Source organism: Acinetobacter seohaensis (assembly GCF_056431365.1).
On record NZ_JBWKMK010000039.1, the window covers coordinates 1 to 17,729 of the forward strand.

Sequence of the window (17,729 nt, forward strand, 5' to 3'; positions counted from 1 at the left end):
AAGTATTTGGATTGTCACTGCTTGCTCCAAAGTTAACATGTTGAGCAGTCCAAAATGACCGCTATATTAACCAAGGGGGTCAGTTTTTAAATGCCATTAGGGGGTCATTTTTACACTGCCGCTAACAGTTCTACCATCTACGAGATGATGGATGAAAACTCACCTTATTACGATCCTTCATTCCCAAAGAAAGTTAAAATCACTCAAAATCGTATCGGCTGGTCAGCTTATGAGATCCATCAATGGATTGAAAGTAAGTTGGCGAGTCGAGAATAAGGGATGCTCTTAGCTCCCTTATTTTTTTGTTTTCTTGTAGACTGAAAGTGTCTTTTAGCCTAAGTGTCCGTAATGAAAACAATAGACTACTACAATAAGCATGCAGAAGAATTTACAGCTTCAACGTTTGAAGTTGATATGGAAAGCCTATATCAGCCATTTTTAGCTGAGTTGCCTGAAGGTGCTCGGATTCTTGACGTTGGCTGTGGCTCAGGTCGAGATAGCTTGGCTTTTAAAAATTTTGGGCATCAGGTAGAGGCAATAGATTATTCAGAGGAACTGTTTGGAAAAGCACGTCAGTTTACGGGAGCATTAGTATAATTGGTAAGTTTTTATAAGTTGGATGAAGCGGCTAAATACGATGGAATTTGGGCATATGCTTCTTTATTGCACTGCGAATGAGATATATTGTAAAGGATCTTAACGACGCTAAAGCCAAATGGTGTTTGCTATATGTCTTTTAAATATGGAGATCAATCTTACAAAGGATTGTGGGTATAACTTTTTTGAGCTGCTTATAAATTATTTTATGGTAAAAGTAACATTTAGGGATTGAAGAAAATCTATAAACATTTATATTTAAAATCAAATACTAGCTTTTAATAATACTTAAATAATGACTTATACCAACCACCAAATAAAATATTTTGCATGGGAAATAACCAAAAAGCGATCAGCTTCAGCTAGTGATCGTTTATCACAATCATTGTTTGATGCACAAGTTGATGTAAATCCTCACCAAATTGAAGCAGCACTTTTTGCTTTAAATAATCCGTTAAGTAAAGGTGTGATTCTTGCTGACGAAGTTGGTTTAGGTAAAACCATTGAGGCAGCTTTGGTACTTTGCCAATATTGGGCGGAAAGACATAGAAACTTATTAATTATTTGTCCAGCCTCACTGCGTAAACAATGGGCACAAGAATTACAAGATAAATTTAATTTGCCAACACAGGTTTTGGATTTAAAAACCTGGAACATGGCACGTAAAGATGGTGTTTATGATCCATTTAAAAATGGCAAGATTTCTATAATTTCATATCCNCGCTCAAGTAACAAAATTGGGAATAGTCTTAAACGCTCATTGATAGGCAAGAAAAAGTTGTTATTAACAGCGACACCGTTACAGAACACTTTAATGGAGCTTTATGGTTTAAGTACGATAATAGATGAGCACTTATTTGGGGATGAGAAGGCATTTCGTTCTAGATATGTGGTTGATGGTGATATTCAATCGTTAAAAAAAAGAATCCAACAATTTATGCAAAGGACTTTGCGGAAAGATGTTTTGGAATATGTACCTTATACCAATCGCCATGCTCTAACTGTTCCTTTTAAGCCTACTGATGATGAGCAAAGCTTATATGATTCAATCAGTGAGTATTTGCAGCGAGATGTCAGCTATGCATTTCCACAACAACAAAAACATTTAATTTCAATTGTTTTAAGAAAACTTTTGGCATCCTCGACTCCTGCTGTAATTGCAACTTTAGAAGCTATTCAACAGCGACTGAAAAAATTGCTTGAACAGCAGAGTCTAGATGAAGATTGGCTCAGTAATTTTATTGTTGATGAGGATATGGATGAAGAGCTACTGGATGATTTTGATGAGGAAGCAGGTCATGGACAAATAGATGTTAGTTTAATTAAATCTGAAATAGCTGAAATTGAACGTTATATACAGCAGGCTTATAAAATTAAAGATGATAGTAAGACTTTTGCTTTACTTTCCGCGATTGAGCAAGGCTTTGCTCGCATGTTTGAAATGGGGGCGAAACGAAAGGCTGTTATTTTTACTGAATCAAAGCGTACTCAGGAATACTTGATCGCATTCTTGGAAGCACGAGGATACAACGGAAAAGTAATAGGATTTAATGGTAGTAATACATCTGCAACGAATACAGGTATTTATCAAAAGTGGTTGGGTAAATATTTAGGGACTCAACATGTTACAGGCTCACCAGCAATTGATCGACGCACGGCTTTAATCGATTTTTTTAAGAATGAGGCAGAAATACTAATTGCGACAGAAGCAGCAGCAGAAGGTGTGAATTTACAATTTTGCTCTTTGGTCATTAACTATGATTTACCATGGAATCCGCAACGTGTGGAACAACGAATAGGTCGTTGCCATCGTTATGGGCAGGAGTTTGATGTTGTTGTCGTTAATTTCTTAAATGAAAGGAATGAAGCCGATCAGCGAGTTTTAGAGTTACTTAAAGATAAATTTCAATTATTTGATGGTGTCTTTGGTGCCTCGAATGACATTTTAGGGACAGTTGAAAGTGGTATAAATTTTGAAAAACGGATTTCTGAAATTTATGATCAGTGTCGTAGTTCAGAAGAAATAGAACAAAGCTTTAAGCAATTAAGGGATGAGCTTGAAGAGCAAATTAACGATAAAATGAAAAGGACACAAGAGCTGTTACTTGAGCATTTTGATGCAGATATTCATGACTTGCTAAAAGTACAAAAAGAACGAGCTGAACTACAGCTAGATAAAATTAGTCGTTTGTTTTGGCTATCTACAAAATATATTCTGGAAAAGTTCGCTCAATTTCATGACCATAATCTAAATTTTGATTTAACTAAGTCACCTATATTAACAGCACCTTCAGGTAAATATCAGCTTATACGTAAAGGTGAGCGGATTCCTGAAAATACTTTTATTTATCGTTTAACTCATCCATTGGGTGAATTTGTGTTGGATAGTGCCAAAGGCTTACAAACACCAAAACAATTCATTCAGTTTGATTATAGCCAGTATGGTCAAAAGGTAACGCTACTAGAAGAGTTAAAAGGGCAAAAGGGTTGGCTATCTATTACGGTCTTGAGTTTGGATTCTTTTCAAGAAGAAGAACATATTGTGATCACAGCAATGACTGATGATGGTAGGGTTTTAGATGTAGATTTGTGTGAGCGTTTGCTTCAAGTCAATGCAACAGTATTGTCTGATGTGGTAGACACGATTCCTGAAATATTTCAGTCAAATATTGATAAACAATACCAAGTTGCATTAAACCATGCTTTGGAGCTGAATGATGAGTTTTTCAAAAAGGAACGGGATAAGCTAGAACAGTGGGCTGAGGATAGTTTGCTTGCCGTGGAGAAAATGCTTGAAGATATAAAGTTAAAAATCTCCAGTCTAAAACGAGAGTCTCGGAAAGCACTTGATATTGAAACAGAAAAGCGATTACAAGAAGAAATACAAAAAGCAGAAAAGGACAAACGACGTATGAGACAGCAGGTTTTTGATGTAGAAGATGAAATAGCAGATAAGCGTGATGCGATGATTGATTCACTTGAGCAAAGATTGCATCGCTCAAGCAAAGCTGAGAATTTATTTGTAGTGAAATGGCAATTGATCTAGTTATTTCTTAGTGGAAGGATTTTTGATATTCAGTAAATACTCAACTAAAAGATGTACTTCGGTTGATGGGTTCATATCACTGCTTGATTCGGTATCTCGTAAAGCACGTTTAGAGTTTGTTATTGCTATTTGTATCAGATGAGCAAGTTTGGGATAAACATTAGACTGATTTTTTGTGTATTTTGTACCAAAAATAGTTTGCCAGAGTGGGTTTAATAGAGAGGTACAAGCATCACCAGCCGTTTTACTCCCTATTTTATGTATGCCTGCTCGTGAGTATTTGAAATGACATAAATACCAGTATTCAAAACAAGGGTATGAACGGACGATTGTAAGAATATTTCGTTTACCTTTATATGTATAGGTATTGGCTTTATGAACAGCAGCATCGAATTTGGCATGTTCATCACGGTCAATTAAGCAATATACTTTGTCAAATAGTGTACTTGGGTTCTTTTCATTTGCCCGTTCCTCATAAATTTTAATGGCATGATTGACTACTGACATTGGATCAGAATGACTCTCTCCTGTAATTACAACATTAACGGATGATAAATCCTCATGTTCTCTTAAACTTTCTAAATAATTAGGTTCAGTTTCTCGACCTTCACAGACAATAAGTACCAGATCATAAGATTCTCGTTGAGCCGTGCGACGATTTAAATGTGTGGTTTTTTTCTTACTGATACGCATAGATTAGCTCTCCGCATCATCAGAAATATTTAAATCTTCTGGGAAGAAGAAATCTTTAATGATAGGCTTGCCGCCATAACGACCATGTAAATAACATTCTTCTATATCTTCACGACCTTTGTGTGGACTAAAATCAGTTAAAGGATATAATGATGTTGATTTATCCTTACCTTTTTCACAAAACCAAACTTGGTCACGGCGTAATAAGTCTTTACGCAAAATTGAGGTTTCATGTGTAGTAAAAATGAGTTGAGCTTTAGCTTTTGAATTAAAGATTTTTACTAAGAAACGCACTAAATCGGGGTGTAAACTTTTATTAAATTCATCAATAATTAAAGTAGCACTTTTAGTGAGTACATAGAAAATTAAAGAAGAAAATTCAAAAACTTTTTGTGTACCATCTGACTCATCATGTAGATTAATTGCTACCTTATTTCCTTGATTGTCTAAATGTATAAAAAACACATCAAAATTTTCAGCCAGTTCTTTGGCTATTTGTTGTTTAAATTCTTCTGGAATATTTTTTGGTAAATCTTTCAAGCTAATATTAGGTTTCTTAATAACAATATCTTCAACATCAATATCTGCCTGTTTTAATAGAGATAAAATGAGTTTTTTCCCACTTTCATCATATTTACAAAAATTTTTCGACATTTCATTACTAATTCTATCACTACTAATAATCATAAAGTTTTGAGTAAAATTATCATAAATTGGCTTTAATTGTTCACTATTTAAGTGTACCGCAGTAGATAAAAATAGTTGGTCAGAGCGTGTACTTTTTTTCCAATTTTCTTTTTGACCTTTAAAAAAATTAGAATCTTTCCAGTCAAAAATTTTAGTTTCATCATTATACAAACGATGAAACCATGCTTGTTCACGCCCTTTAGGATAGACACTTAACCATTCTTCATAGACTTGTTTTCTATCCGCAGAGAAGCCATATTCCACACGAACAGGTTGTAACTCGCCTGTTTCTGATGGCATGTTTACAACAAGTACAGCCTGAAATGTTGTAGGTTGGATACGAGTAGTGGGGTCAAGTAAGAAAGGTTCTAAATCAATAGATTCGTCCAGTTTTTTATTAAAAGAATTTTTGATGATACTTTGCATACTTGCCAAAGCTTTAAGCAAACTAGACTTACCCGAAGCATTTGCCCCATAAATCACAGCTGTTTTTAACAAGTCTGGGGTTGCAGGTGCATTCGGATTAAAGTAATTTTCTGGCATTTCATCTGCTGAATTTTTCACCAAAGAGAGCGTTTGCTCTTCCTTAATAGATTTAAAATTTTCAACAGAAAATTGAATCAACATGAGGTTTTACCTTATTTAAAGTCTAATTTTTGGTAAAAAAATCCAAATTTCGCATTAAAAATACAGGATAACGATAATTTTGTCTATAAATTTCTATGGATAGCACAAGTAATCTATTGATTTTAAAAACAACATTTGATAAAGAAACCCCTTAAATTTATAGCCTAGACTAGGCTGTTCCAGTATGATATATGGCAATTTTGCCTTGTAAACGAGGTTAATCATTTAAAGCTGTTACTAGGGAAGCCAACCATGAGCCAATATGCTGCATTGATTGCAAAACTCAAAGAAATCTTTCAGATCAATCGACCTGATTTGGATTTTGGGGTTTACCGTATATTAAATGCACGTAGTGCCGAAATTGCTGAGTTTTTGGATAAGCGTTTAAAAACCAAAGTAGAGCAATATCTTGGCGAAGCAAAGTCGAGGCTTGATGAAAATGTTTTAAAAGAATTAGAAGCAGAGCTGAAAGCAGAATTTGGTAAACGTGCTTTTAATGAGCAAGGTGAGCTTATAGATGCTGAAGCAATAGAAAGTGCATTAGGTCAAAAATACATTGCTTTAACCCAAGCTGATGCACATGAAATGACAGATCAGTCACAAGTGTATAGTCATTTGCTCACGTTCTTTAGTCGTTATTACGATGATGGTGACTTTATTAGCCAACGTCGTTATAAGGGTGATACCTACGCTATTCCTTACTCTGGTGAGGAAGTGATGTTGCACTGGGCAAACAAAGACCAGTACTACACCAAGTCTGGGGAGATGTTTAGCAACTATCGTTTTAAGTTGAACGATGAGCGTTCAGTTTTATTCCGTTTGGTGAGTGCAGATACAGCGCGTGAAAACCGTAAAGATAATGATAAAGACCGTCGCTTTATTATTGTGACAGAACCAAAAACCTTTACTCGTATAGATGAAGACGGTGAAGAGTTTGAAGAAACGATTGTTCCATTCTCCATTCAAAATAATGAACTGACCATTCTTTTTGAATATGCAACTTTACCTAAAGGCTCAAAGCAAGAAACGCTCAATATTGAATCGTATAACAAAATTGTGAGTGCAGAAGTTTTAACTACTGACTGGCTAAATGATTTAGCTCAACCTGCACCGACTGAAAAAGAACCAAAGCGTACAGTGTTGCACAAGCACTTGAGTACCTATACGCAAAAAAATACAGCAGATTATTTTATTCATAAAGACTTAGGTAAATTCTTGCGTCATGAACTTGATTTCTATATTAAAAATGAAGTGATGCATTTAGATGATGTGGTGAGTACTGATCAATTTATTCAGATTGAACGTCAGCTCAGTATTATCAAATGTTTACGTCAAATTGGTTTAGAAATCATTAGCTTCTTAGCATCGCTTGAAGATTTTCAGAAAAAGTTGTGGTTAAAGAAAAAGTTTGTCGTCAGTGCTGAATACTGCGTTACTTTAGACCGAGTGGACGAGTCTTTATATACTGAAATTGCAGGCAATACATCACAGTGGCAACAATGGGAGGATTTAGGCTTTAAAGGTAAAGAAGCAGGCTGGGGAACGGTTGATTATTTAAAACAGCACCAAGCCTTGATGGTGGATACTTCATTATTTAGCTTAGAGTTTAAAGCAAAGCTTTTAAAAACAATTGATGACTTAGATGCTCAAACTGATGGCTTGATCATTCATAGTGATAATTTTCAAGCTTTAAGACTTATTGAAAAGAAATATAATAATACAGTACAAAGTATCTATATTGATCCTCCATACAATACTTCAGCAAGTGAGATTTTATATAAAAATAGTTTTAAGCATTCATCTTGGGCTACTTTAATTGAAAATAGAATAGAAGAGTCAACTTCATTATTAAAAAAACAAGGTTTACTCTGTGTAACGATTGATGATTTAGAACTTTACAATTTAAAGATGATTTTGGATCAACAATTTGGAGCTGAAAATTTTTTAGCAAATGTATTAATTCGCAACAATCCATCAGGGCGTTCAACATTAAAAGGATTCTCGGTTAATCACGAATATGGTTTATTTTATTCTAAAGGCGAGTTAGAAAATGGTGTAGGTAGACTTCCACATGATGAGGCACAGCGTTCTCGTTACTCTCTGAAAGATAATAAGGGTTTTTTTGAATGGGAAAATTTAAGACGTAATGGCCCTGATTCAAGAAAGGAAGATAGACCTAAACAATATTATCCTATTAAGTATAACAAAGTTGAAAAGTCTATAGCTTTGCTTCCAATGGAATGGGACGAAAGAAAAAAAACTTGGAGCCATTCAATCAATTCGATAAATGAAAATGAAATTATTTTATGGCCACATCATCCCAAAGGTGAGTTGAAAGTTTGGAGATATAGTAAAGAGCATATTGAAAATGAACCAGAAAGATTTCAGGTAATTGAAAAAGATGGTTTATTTGAAGTGTACAGGAAAAAATACATAAATTCTGAAGGTATTTTGCCTAGAACATGGTGGGAAAAGCCGGGATATTCTGCTAGAGATAACGGAACTAGGGCATTAATAGAGCTTTTTGGTCAAGTAGCACAATTTGATTTTCCTAAAGCCAAGGATGCTGTGAAAGACTGCTTTAAAGTACTTAAGTTAAATTCTAAAGATATAGCTTTAGATTATTTCGGTGGTTCGGGAACTTCTGCCCATGCTGTAATTGATTTAAACCGAGAGGATAAAGGCACACGTAAATATATTTTGATGGAACAAGGTGAGTATTTTAATACAGTTTTAAAACCACGTATCCAAAAAGTCGTGTATTCAGCAGATTGGAAAGAAGGTAAACCAACCAATCCTGAGTCTGGTATTAGCCATTGCTTAAAAGTTGTGAAACTTGAAAGTTATGAAGATACGCTAAATAACTTAGAATTGGTGCGTAAAGGTGCTCAACAGACGCTTTTAGCAGAGCAACAAGCTTCAACCAAGCCTGAAGATCAAAACGCTTATAGCGATTATCTCATGCACTATATGCTTGAGTTAGAAAGCAAAGATTCATTACTGAATGTGAAAGACTTCTTAAAGCCATTTAGCTATCAAATGAATATTACAACAGATAGCGCAGGTGCGTTTGAACGTAAAAATATTGACTTGGTTGAAACCTTTAACTATCTGATTGGGCTGAATGTTCAAGAAGTAGATTATCAGTTAGATAAAGGCTATGCCCAAATCACAGGTAAATTGCGTACAGGTGAATACACCACTGTTCTGTGGCGTGATTGCGACAAAATTGGCTATGCAGAACTCGATCAATTACTTTCAAAACTTAAAATTAATCCAAACGATGGCGAGTACCAATTGATTTATATCAATGGTGATCACAACGTAGCAAGCAAATACACCACCAAAGAGGGTGAAGAAAAACAACTCAAAGTCCGTTCAATTGAACAAACCTTCTTAAAGAATATGTTTGAGGAGTAATGCACTGTGGCAAAGGCTCCTAAAGCAAAAACGAAAGCGGTTAAAGTCAATTTTCACGAGCAATTGATTTTAAATAAATGGTTGTGGTCGAAGTTTAATCCCAATCGTTTGGAAGGCATGAAACAACAGCTTGATCATCCGCAATTTGAGGGAATCGAGCATGAAGGTGATAATGCAGGACAAACGAAATTCTTTAGTGTAATCAGCAATACTTTGTTTAACAAACAGGTTGTAGATATCGATGTGCTACGTCGCTATGACTTAAACATTGTGAAGCACTGGCAAAAGATCACTGAAAAACGTAATGAAATAGAAGGGCATGTTTTAAATCTAAAATATTTCCAATACCTTTCATTGCTGTTTACAGAACTTTATTTAGATCAATATTTTCATCATCAAGCGGACATGCTCAATGAGCTGAATGTTGAGCTTGAACAATATAACCATGATCAGAAAAGTGACGCAGATCAATTTCAGCAGTATTTGCCTGAAGACCTAAATAAAATCGGTTATTGGAATGCAACAGGTAGCGGTAAAACACTGCTCATGCATGTCAATATTTTGCAGTATTTAGACTATTTCCAACATCAAAATGGCGATAGCACTTACCCAGACCAAATCATTTTACTTACACCGAATGAAGGTTTGAGTGAGCAGCATTTGCAAGAACTCACGGACTCAGGTTTTCAAGCGACCCTGTTCGATAAGCAGAAGAGTCGTAATAGCTTGTATCGTGATGAAATTCAAATCATCGATATGAACAAGCTGAGTGATAGCGATGGTGATAAAACCGTTGCGACGATGAGCTTGGAAGGCAAGAATCTGGTTCTGATCGACGAAGGGCACCGTGGTACGAGTAGTAGCGCAGGTGCTTGGATGGAACGTCGAGATATTCTCACTAAAGATGGTTTTAGTTTTGAATATTCAGCTACCTTTGGTCAAGCTGTAAGTAAGGCAGACAACGTCTATAAACGCTTTGAAGATGCAAAAAAACAAAAAGCCAAAATGCTGTATGGTATGGCGATTAATAAGTTAACCGAAGAACAGAAAAAAAATATTCAGCTTGATGAATTAGAACAGCAAAAATATCGTCGGGAAGCGCTTCGAGAAGTATATGCTAAAAGTATTTTGTTCGATTACTCGTACAAATACTTCTATGCAGATGGCTATGGTAAAGAAGTCAATATTCTGAACATGAAAGAATATCATGAAGATGATGAGCGCAATCTATATCTTACAGCTTGCCTACTTTCATTTTACCAACAACAGTATTTGTTTAAAAAGAATCAGGCAAAACTTGCCAAGTTTAATATTGAAAAACCACTGTGGGTATTTGTCGGAAATAAAGTCAATGATGATGACTCTGATATTTTAGCCATTGTGAAATTCTTGGCTGACTTTTTAGATGCCTCTCGTAAGAGCAAGGTGATTGGTTGGCTGCATGACTTAATTACTAATACATCTCGTTTGGTTGATCCTAAAGGAAACAATATTTTTGCCAATCGATTTGCACCTTTACATGGTCAAAATGCAACTGATCTTTACCAAGATATTTTAAAAAGCTTTTTTAACGCTACAACCAATCAACGTTTGAATGTAGTACGTATCACGGCGAATAAAGGTGAGTTGCGTTTACAGGTCGGAGAAAATACTCCTTTTGCAGTGATTAACGTAGGTGATGAAAAAGGCCTATACGATAATTGTGAGAACTCAAGTCAAACGCATTACATCAATGCTCGTACCGATGATTTTGCAGAGTCATTATTTCCTACATTAAATAATGATGATAGTGAAACACATCTTCTAATCGGTTCACGTAAATTTACTGAGGGGTGGAGTAGCTGGCGTGTCTCGACCATGGGCTTATTGAACATGGGGACTGGTGAAGGCGCACAGATTATTCAGCTCTTTGGTCGTGGTGTGCGTTTAAAAGGTGAGAACTTCTCTTTAAAACGAACACCAAGAGAAATTTATAGTAAGGCTGAATATAAAGGTCTGCATTTAGATTTGATGCAAACTATTAATATTTTTGGTTTACGTGCTGACTACATGGAAAAATTCCGCGATTATCTAAATGATGAGGGCATTATCCTGAATCAGGATTTAGTCACATTGGATTTTCCAACCAATAAAATTCAAGCGCCTCGCTTAAAAACACTGACCTTAAAAGATGGCTATAAAGATAATCAAGCTAATGGTTTTAAGGCTCAGTTAAAGCTCTCAATGTTTAAGATTCCAAAACAATACGAAGGTAAAATCAAAAAACCTTTTGTTGTTTTGGATTTGTATCCTCGCTTGCAAGCCTTTCATACCGATAAGTCAAAGCGTCAAATTGATGTTAAAGACAAGCGTCAAGAGCATGAGATTTCACCAAAAATCATGTGTATGTTTGATTTTGATGAAATTTACTTGCAACTTCAGCAATATAAGTTCCAACGAGGATATAGCAACTTACAGTTGAACGTTGATGATTTACAGGAGTTTTGCTTAAGAGATATTAAGACCTCTACAGAAGACTGGTACAAGCTTTTAGTTGACTCATCTGAATTAACCAATGACGTGAGTGGAATTAAGAAACAGCAAGCGATATTAACTGAGTTGTTACAGTCCTATATGGATAAGTTCTATCATGCGATTAAGAATGCCTATGAAGGGCAGTTTTATGAAGTGACAGAATTTAGCTTGGATGATAAGGATTTGCCTGTACAGATTTGTGAGCAATATACCCTTACTGCTAAAGACGGTCAAAATAACGAGGCACAAGAAGTATTTGATCGCTTAGAAAAGTTGAAAGACTTGGTTGCCAAAGGTGATGTAGAAAAATTAGCACCTTGGAAAGAAGATGGTAGCTTTAGAGCGATTACGTTTGATCGTCATTTGTTCTATCCGTTGTTGGATAAGAAGGATGAAAGTTTACCATTTACATGGTCACCAATGTTGTTTGACTACACTAGTCATACCCAAAGTAGTGAAGTGAAGTTTGTTCTGGATTTGCAAAGTTATATCAATACTCCAGATGCTGATGCTTTACTGAAAGGTTATGAGCTTTATTTATTGAGAAATGCTGATAATAAATATCGTGGTTTAGGTTTTGCTTTAGCCGGAAATTTTTATCCTGACTTTTTATTATGGCTAGTTAATAAGGAAACAGGGCAACAGTATTTAACTTTAGTTGATCCTAAAGGCATCCGAAACATGAATCATGATGATGCCAAAATTGAGTTCTATAAAGAGATAAAAAGTATTGAAGCAAAACTCGATCATTCTGACTTGATTTTGAATAGCTTTATTTTGTCTATTACCCCAATGAAAGATATTTTGAACAACTCTCTTTCCGAAGAAGAGTTTGCTGAGAAAAATGTTTTGTTTATGGTGGGTAATGGAACAGCATATCTTGGGCAGATGTTTAAAAAGATATTAGAAAAAATATAAAAAATATTCCTAGTACCCAAGTTTCTACATTGTTTGGCTGTGTAGAAACTTGGGTAAAAATTTGGTTTTATAAAAATCACTATATAGATTTAAATTTTTTAAATTAAAGGTTTAAATTTTTAGTTCAACTGCCACCATCTCAATTTCGCTCTTATCAACTTATTGACTTTTATTAAGAGAAATACAATTAAAAAAGTCCTTAAGATATTCAGTTTGTTAGATGAGGGATGTTCCTAATGTAAGTTGAGAATCCGAAAAGAAGCTTTAGCTTCTTAATTTAATTGACACCGTTTCAGAAATACCTAAATGGGAGGTTTTTGATTGATTCAGGAGCTTTTCTTATTTATTGGTACTTGTAGTTAATCATATATTCCATATTGCGTATATTTGAATATTCATATATAAAAAGCTGTCTGTTTAAGAGATTATACTCATGGATCAAATGCCAAAAGTTCAAATTTACCATAATCCTGCCTGTGGCACATCTCGTAACACTTTGGCGCTTATTCGCAACACGGGGATCGAACCAGAAGTAATTGAATATCTGATTACGCCACCATCAAAAGATCAGCTGATTAAAATGATTCAGGACTCTGGTTTAAGTGTTCGTGATGTGTTACGCAAAAATGTAGATGCTTATACTGAACTTAATTTAGACGATGCGAACTGGACAAATGAGCAATTGCTTGATGCTATGCTTGAACATCCCATCCTGATTAACCGTCCTTTGGTCGTGACAGATTTGGGCACTCGTTTATGTCGCCCATCTGAAGTAGTGCTAGATATTCTACCTTTGCCGCAATTAAAAGCTTTCGCTAAAGAAGATGGTGAAGTCATCATTGATGAGCAAGGCAGACGCTTAAAATAAAAGGTGAAACCCCTAACGCTGTTGGACTTTGTATCAGTGTAGAGCAGGAGATCTAAATGGAGAACATTGTCGCAATTTTTGCTTGGTTAAATGATGTTCTACTTAAAATGACCTGGCTCTCGGATGGGGTGCGCTGGTTCGTTGAAAATGTATTTGGTTTATCCGTTGCAACCCGGTTGGGTGGTAGTGTCCATTTCTTTATTTATGATGTATTCAAGATCTTTATTCTGCTTTCAGTGTTGATCTATACATTATCTTATATTCAAAGCTATTTCCCTCCAGAACGTACTCGGCTGATTTTAGGTCGGATGACAGGAATCAAAGCCAATATCATGGGGGCATTACTCGGTACTATTACGCCATTTTGTTCATGTTCTTCGATTCCGTTGTTTATTGGTTTTACCCGTGCAGGACTTCCGGTAGGCGTCACTTTTTCCTTTCTGATTTCATCACCACTTGTTGACTTGGCTTCAATTATTTTATTGGCGAGTATCTTTAACTGGAAAATTGCATTGGTCTATGTGTTACTTGGATTAGTGCTGGCAGTCATCGGCGGGTCATTAATCAGCTACTTGAAAATGGAAAAGTATGTGGCTGAATTTGTGACTCATCATCAAACAATCTTAGGTGACGATGAAGATTTCAGCATGACTGCAAAAGAGCGGCGTACATTTGCTTGGGAACAGGTGACAGACATTTTTAGTAAGGTCTGGCTTTATGTCTTGATAGGTGTCGGGATTGGTGCGGCAATTCATAACTGGATTCCTGAGCAGTGGATTACCGCTTTACTTGGTCAGGAACACTGGTATTCCGTACTGATTGCCACGATTGTCGGAATGCCAATGTATGCGGATATCTTTGGCACCTTGCCGATTGCAGAAGCACTTGTGACTAAAGGCGTTGGCTTGGGGACGGTTTTAGCGTTTATGATGGCGGTCACCGCACTTTCTCTGCCATCGCTAATCTTGTTAAAACAAGTGGTGAAAACCCGTTTATTGAGCCTGTTTGTAGGGATTGTTTTTGTGGGAATCTTGATTGTTGGTTATAGCCTGAATACTTTGGGTTATTGGTTTTTATAAAAAGTGTGGAGAATAAAGATGCAAATTAAAGTTTTAGGAACAGGTTGTCGTAAATGCAAAGCCTTATTGGCTGCAACTGAAGAAGCTGTAAAAGTACGGGTGTTCAGGCAGAAATTGAATATGTAACTGATATGATGCAAATTGCTGAAACAGGGTTGTTAAGTGCGCCAGGTCTGATCATAGATAATCAAATCGTTTCAAGTGGCAAAGTTTTGGAACCACAAGCCATTGTGGAGTTGATTGAAAAAAATAAATAAGTGTATGTGGAAAACTGTAAAAAAGACCTGTGGCATAAGCCACGGGTCTTTTTTATTTGTGTCTTGAGATGTTAAGAAGTTTTAAATTTTTCCCTTTCTGGCAAGCATATACGGATATGGGTATACTTTTATAATGAGTACTCTTTACTGAATATATGGATATGTGTATATTTGCATAATAGAATGGGAGCAGTTATGGACCACGTTCAGTTTTTTAAATGTTTATCTGATGAAACACGTCTCAGTATTGTCATGCTTATCGCAGAAAACGAAGAGCAATGTGTTTGTGATTTGACAGATAAACTCCAGTTAAGCCAACCAAAAATTTCACGGCATTTAGCCCTGTTAAGATCAAGTGGTTTGCTGAATGACCGTCGGCAAAAGCAGTGGGTGTATTACAGTCTTAACCCACAACTACCTGAATGGTGCTTTGAAATTCTGAATACACTTAAACGTAGCAATGTTCCCGTGTTATTTGATCCCTCAGCTCTATCGATTCAGAGCCATTGCGAGTAAGTTTTTATGAAATTTTTGTTTCTGTGCACGGGTAACAGTTGTCGCAGTATTCTTTCTGAAGTTCTGTTTAATAGTCGAGCGCCTGAAGGTTGGGTAGCTTATAGCGCTGGAAGTAAACCTTCTGGCCAAGTTCATCCGTTAACCATTCAGACTTTACAGAACCTGGGTTTGTCTACCGAAGGTTTGTCGAGTAAAACGATTGATGCCTGTGAACAGTATCAGCCCGATGTCGTCATCACCGTGTGTGATGCGGCAGCACAAGAAGCTTGTCCGTTGTATTTAGGAGGAGCAATCAAAGCACATTGGGGTCTATCTGATCCATCACATTTAGATTTGCCTGAACAAGAAAAATTACAGGCATTTTTAAGTACTGTAGAACATATCAACAAACGCTTAGATGCACTTTTTGCATTAGATACCCATCACATGAGCCGTCCTCAGCTTATTGCTGAAATTAATCAAATTTCCCATCTTTAAGCGAGCAGATCATGTCTAAACCAGGATTATCCTTTTTGGATCGCAACCTGACGCTATGGATTTTTGTGGCCATGGCACTGGGTGTTGCGATTGGGGTGGTATTTCCACAAGCATCCGTCGCATTGGACGCAATGAGTGTAAATTCAGTCAACTTGCCAATTGCGATTGGTTTGATTTTGATGATGTATCCACCATTAGCCAAAGTAGATTATGCAGCTTTGCCCAAAGTATTTCAGGATAAAAAAACATTAGCGCTCTCTCTGATTCAGAACTGGCTGATTGCGCCAGTGCTGATGTTTGTATTGGCGATAGTCTTCTTGAGTGATTACCCAGAATACATGACAGGTCTGATTCTGATTGGCTTGGCGCGTTGTATTGCCATGGTACTGATCTGGAATGGACTGGCATGCGGGGACAATCAATACGGTGCTGCATTGGTCGCATTTAACAGCATTTTTCAGATTCTGTTCTTTAGCAGTTATGCCTGGTTCTTCCTGACCTATCTGCCGCCATTTTTTGGGATAGAAGGGAATGTCATCAATGTTGATTTCTGGACCATTGCCAATGCTGTCCTTATCTACTTGGGGATTCCATTCCTGATGGGCTTCCTGACGCGTCTATCTTTAGTGAAAGCCAAAGGTCTGGACTGGTATCAAACGATATTCCTGCCAAAAATTGGTCCACTCAGCTTATTGGCCTTGTTATTCACCATTGTAGCCATGTTTAGCTTGAAAGGCGGTGATGTAGTGAGTTTACCAATGGATGTGTTGCGAATTGCAATTCCATTGACGCTTTACTTTGTCGTGATGTTCTTTGTCAGCTTTTTCATGAGTAAGTGGATGGGGAATGACTATCCCAAAACCACCGCAATTTCATTTACCGCAGCAGGTAACAATTTTGAGTTAGCGTTGGCCGTTGCGATTGCTACCTTTGGTTTGGCTTCACCAATTGCCTTTACTACGATTATTGGCCCATTGGTTGAAGTGCCCGTGCTGATTGCACTGGTTAGCGTATCCTTGTGGCTGAAGAAAAAATATTATCCAAATTCTTAAGAGGCAAAGATGACACTCCCTAATCTTGAATCTGATCTTTTACCGACACCAACTTTTGCGGAAGTGCAGGCTAAAGAACTAAGTCACTCACCACGTATCTTATTGCTATATGGCTCAAACAGAGAGCGTTCATATAGCCGCCTAGCTGTGATGGAAGCTGGGCGAATTCTTGAGCGTTTTGGTTGTGAGGTTAAAATCTTTCATCCCAAAGGTTTACCTTTACCTGAAGATGGTGATCTGGAACATCCAAAGGTTAAAGAGCTGCATGAATTGTTGGCTTGGTCTGAAGGCATGGTTTGGTGTTCGCCTGAGCGGCATGGTTCTATGAGCTCAATTTTCAAAGCACAGATTGATTGGATTCCACTTGCTGCAGGAGCAATTCGTGCTACGCAGGGTAAAACACTGGCTTTGATGCAGGTGAGCGGTGGATCACAGTCATTTAACAGTGTAAACCAGATGCGAATTCTTGGGCGCTGGATGCGGATGATCACGATTCCAAATCAGTCTTCTGTTCCTAAAGCCTTTTTGGAGTTTGATGAGGAAGGACGGATGAAGCCTTCATCGCTATATGATCGTATTGTTGATGTAATGGAAGAGCTATACAAGTTTACTTTGCTGACTCGCGGTCAGAGTGCCTATTTGACCAACCGTTATTCGGAGCGAAAAGAATCGGCTGAAGAACTGTCTAAACGAGTCAATCAGCGTAATCTTTAAAGCTGATTCGTCATGGTGTGAGCAGGGTAACGGATGGCTCGATCGTTTGTTTAATCGTAAGCATCCGCTGAGCCCCACTTTTCTAACTCATTAATACCACGATAGTGTCCAATAAATTTTAAGAGGACACTATCGGAGTGCTATTTGGTCAGAAAACAGGAGTTCACAGGATACGTGAACCGTTATTTTGATTGTATCAGATGATGTTGAATTGGCGGGTAACGATCTTAAGTACAACAGGTCATCTAATGTCTAGATTGTCTT

Annotated in this window: 11 protein-coding genes and 3 pseudogenes; 12 read left to right on the plus strand and 2 right to left on the minus strand. The window is 36.9% G+C overall.

Annotated features, from left to right (window positions below):
- Positions 1-126 precede the first annotated feature (126 nt).
- The 3 genes and pseudogenes from AC07E5_RS06485 to AC07E5_RS06495 form a co-directional block, all read left to right on the plus strand.
- Positions 127-276: pseudogene (locus AC07E5_RS06485) on the plus strand (helix-turn-helix transcriptional regulator); the annotation flags it as partial.
- 72 nt (positions 277-348) lie between these two features.
- A pseudogene (locus AC07E5_RS06490) lies at positions 349-750 on the plus strand (class I SAM-dependent methyltransferase); the annotation flags it as partial.
- A 142-nt stretch (positions 751-892) separates the two neighbouring features.
- Positions 893-3,643 carry an SNF2-related protein gene (locus tag AC07E5_RS06495; RefSeq protein WP_498625049.1) on the plus strand — a complete coding sequence of 917 codons (2,751 nt, stop codon included), beginning with the start codon at positions 893-895 and terminating at the stop codon, positions 3,641-3,643.
- On the opposite strand, the gene AC07E5_RS06500 is transcribed toward AC07E5_RS06495, so the two are convergent.
- Both AC07E5_RS06500 and AC07E5_RS06505 read right to left on the minus strand, forming a co-directional pair.
- On the minus strand, positions 3,644-4,336 hold the full coding sequence (locus tag AC07E5_RS06500; protein ID WP_498625051.1) for an RloB family protein: 693 nt from the start codon (positions 4,334-4,336) through the stop codon (positions 3,644-3,646).
- A gap of 3 nt (positions 4,337-4,339) precedes the next feature.
- Positions 4,340-5,650: an AAA family ATPase gene (locus AC07E5_RS06505; RefSeq protein ID WP_498625052.1), complete on the minus strand. Its 1,311-nt coding sequence runs from the start codon at positions 5,648-5,650 to the stop codon at positions 4,340-4,342.
- Between the two features lie 252 nt (positions 5,651-5,902).
- Between AC07E5_RS06505 and AC07E5_RS06510 the strand changes: the two genes are divergently transcribed.
- From AC07E5_RS06510 to arsH, 9 genes and pseudogenes are all read left to right on the plus strand, one after another.
- The gene (locus AC07E5_RS06510; RefSeq protein WP_498625053.1) at positions 5,903-9,070 is read left to right on the plus strand and encodes a site-specific DNA-methyltransferase; all 3,168 of its coding nucleotides are present in this window, start codon (positions 5,903-5,905) and stop codon (positions 9,068-9,070) included.
- 6 nt (positions 9,071-9,076) lie between these two features.
- Positions 9,077-12,502 carry a DEAD/DEAH box helicase family protein gene (locus AC07E5_RS06515; RefSeq protein WP_498625055.1) on the plus strand — a complete coding sequence of 1,142 codons (3,426 nt, stop codon included), beginning with the start codon at positions 9,077-9,079 and terminating at the stop codon, positions 12,500-12,502.
- A 433-nt stretch (positions 12,503-12,935) separates the two neighbouring features.
- Positions 12,936-13,370 (plus strand): arsenate reductase (glutaredoxin), encoded by a 435-nt coding sequence (gene arsC, locus AC07E5_RS06520; protein ID WP_004988483.1) that lies wholly within the window; start codon positions 12,936-12,938, stop codon positions 13,368-13,370.
- Between the two features lie 56 nt (positions 13,371-13,426).
- A complete protein-coding gene (locus AC07E5_RS06525; protein WP_498625058.1) occupies positions 13,427-14,449 on the plus strand; it encodes a permease in 1,023 nt (340 codons plus the stop codon).
- 18 nt (positions 14,450-14,467) lie between these two features.
- Positions 14,468-14,706, plus strand: a pseudogene (locus tag AC07E5_RS06530) (thioredoxin family protein).
- Positions 14,707-14,901: 195 nt separating this feature from the next.
- Entirely contained in the window at positions 14,902-15,222 is a 321-nt protein-coding gene (locus AC07E5_RS06535; protein WP_004988477.1) for a metalloregulator ArsR/SmtB family transcription factor, read from the plus strand.
- Positions 15,223-15,228: 6 nt separating this feature from the next.
- Positions 15,229-15,699, plus strand: a complete 471-nt coding sequence (locus AC07E5_RS06540) for an arsenate reductase ArsC (protein WP_004988474.1) — start codon at positions 15,229-15,231, stop codon at positions 15,697-15,699.
- 11 nt (positions 15,700-15,710) lie between these two features.
- Positions 15,711-16,751: an ACR3 family arsenite efflux transporter gene (arsB, locus tag AC07E5_RS06545; protein WP_498625059.1), complete on the plus strand. Its 1,041-nt coding sequence runs from the start codon at positions 15,711-15,713 to the stop codon at positions 16,749-16,751.
- 9 nt (positions 16,752-16,760) lie between these two features.
- Positions 16,761-17,465: an arsenical resistance protein ArsH gene (gene arsH / locus AC07E5_RS06550; RefSeq protein WP_498625060.1), complete on the plus strand. Its 705-nt coding sequence runs from the start codon at positions 16,761-16,763 to the stop codon at positions 17,463-17,465.
- Positions 17,466-17,729 lie beyond the last annotated feature (264 nt).

Coding starts and splice junctions, on each gene's coding strand:
- AC07E5_RS06540 (WP_004988474.1), top strand. CDS start 15,229: ATGAAATTTTTGTTTCTGTGCACGGGTAACAGTTGTCGCAGTATTCTT.
- arsH (WP_498625060.1), top strand. CDS start 16,761: ATGACACTCCCTAATCTTGAATCTGATCTTTTACCGACACCAACTTTT.
- AC07E5_RS06510 (WP_498625053.1), top strand. CDS start 5,903: ATGAGCCAATATGCTGCATTGATTGCAAAACTCAAAGAAATCTTTCAG.
- AC07E5_RS06505 (WP_498625052.1), bottom strand. CDS start 5,650: ATGTTGATTCAATTTTCTGTTGAAAATTTTAAATCTATTAAGGAAGAG.
- arsB (WP_498625059.1), top strand. CDS start 15,711: ATGTCTAAACCAGGATTATCCTTTTTGGATCGCAACCTGACGCTATGG.
- AC07E5_RS06500 (WP_498625051.1), bottom strand. CDS start 4,336: ATGCGTATCAGTAAGAAAAAAACCACACATTTAAATCGTCGCACGGCT.
- AC07E5_RS06525 (WP_498625058.1), top strand. CDS start 13,427: ATGGAGAACATTGTCGCAATTTTTGCTTGGTTAAATGATGTTCTACTT.
- AC07E5_RS06535 (WP_004988477.1), top strand. CDS start 14,902: ATGGACCACGTTCAGTTTTTTAAATGTTTATCTGATGAAACACGTCTC.
- arsC (WP_004988483.1), top strand. CDS start 12,936: ATGGATCAAATGCCAAAAGTTCAAATTTACCATAATCCTGCCTGTGGC.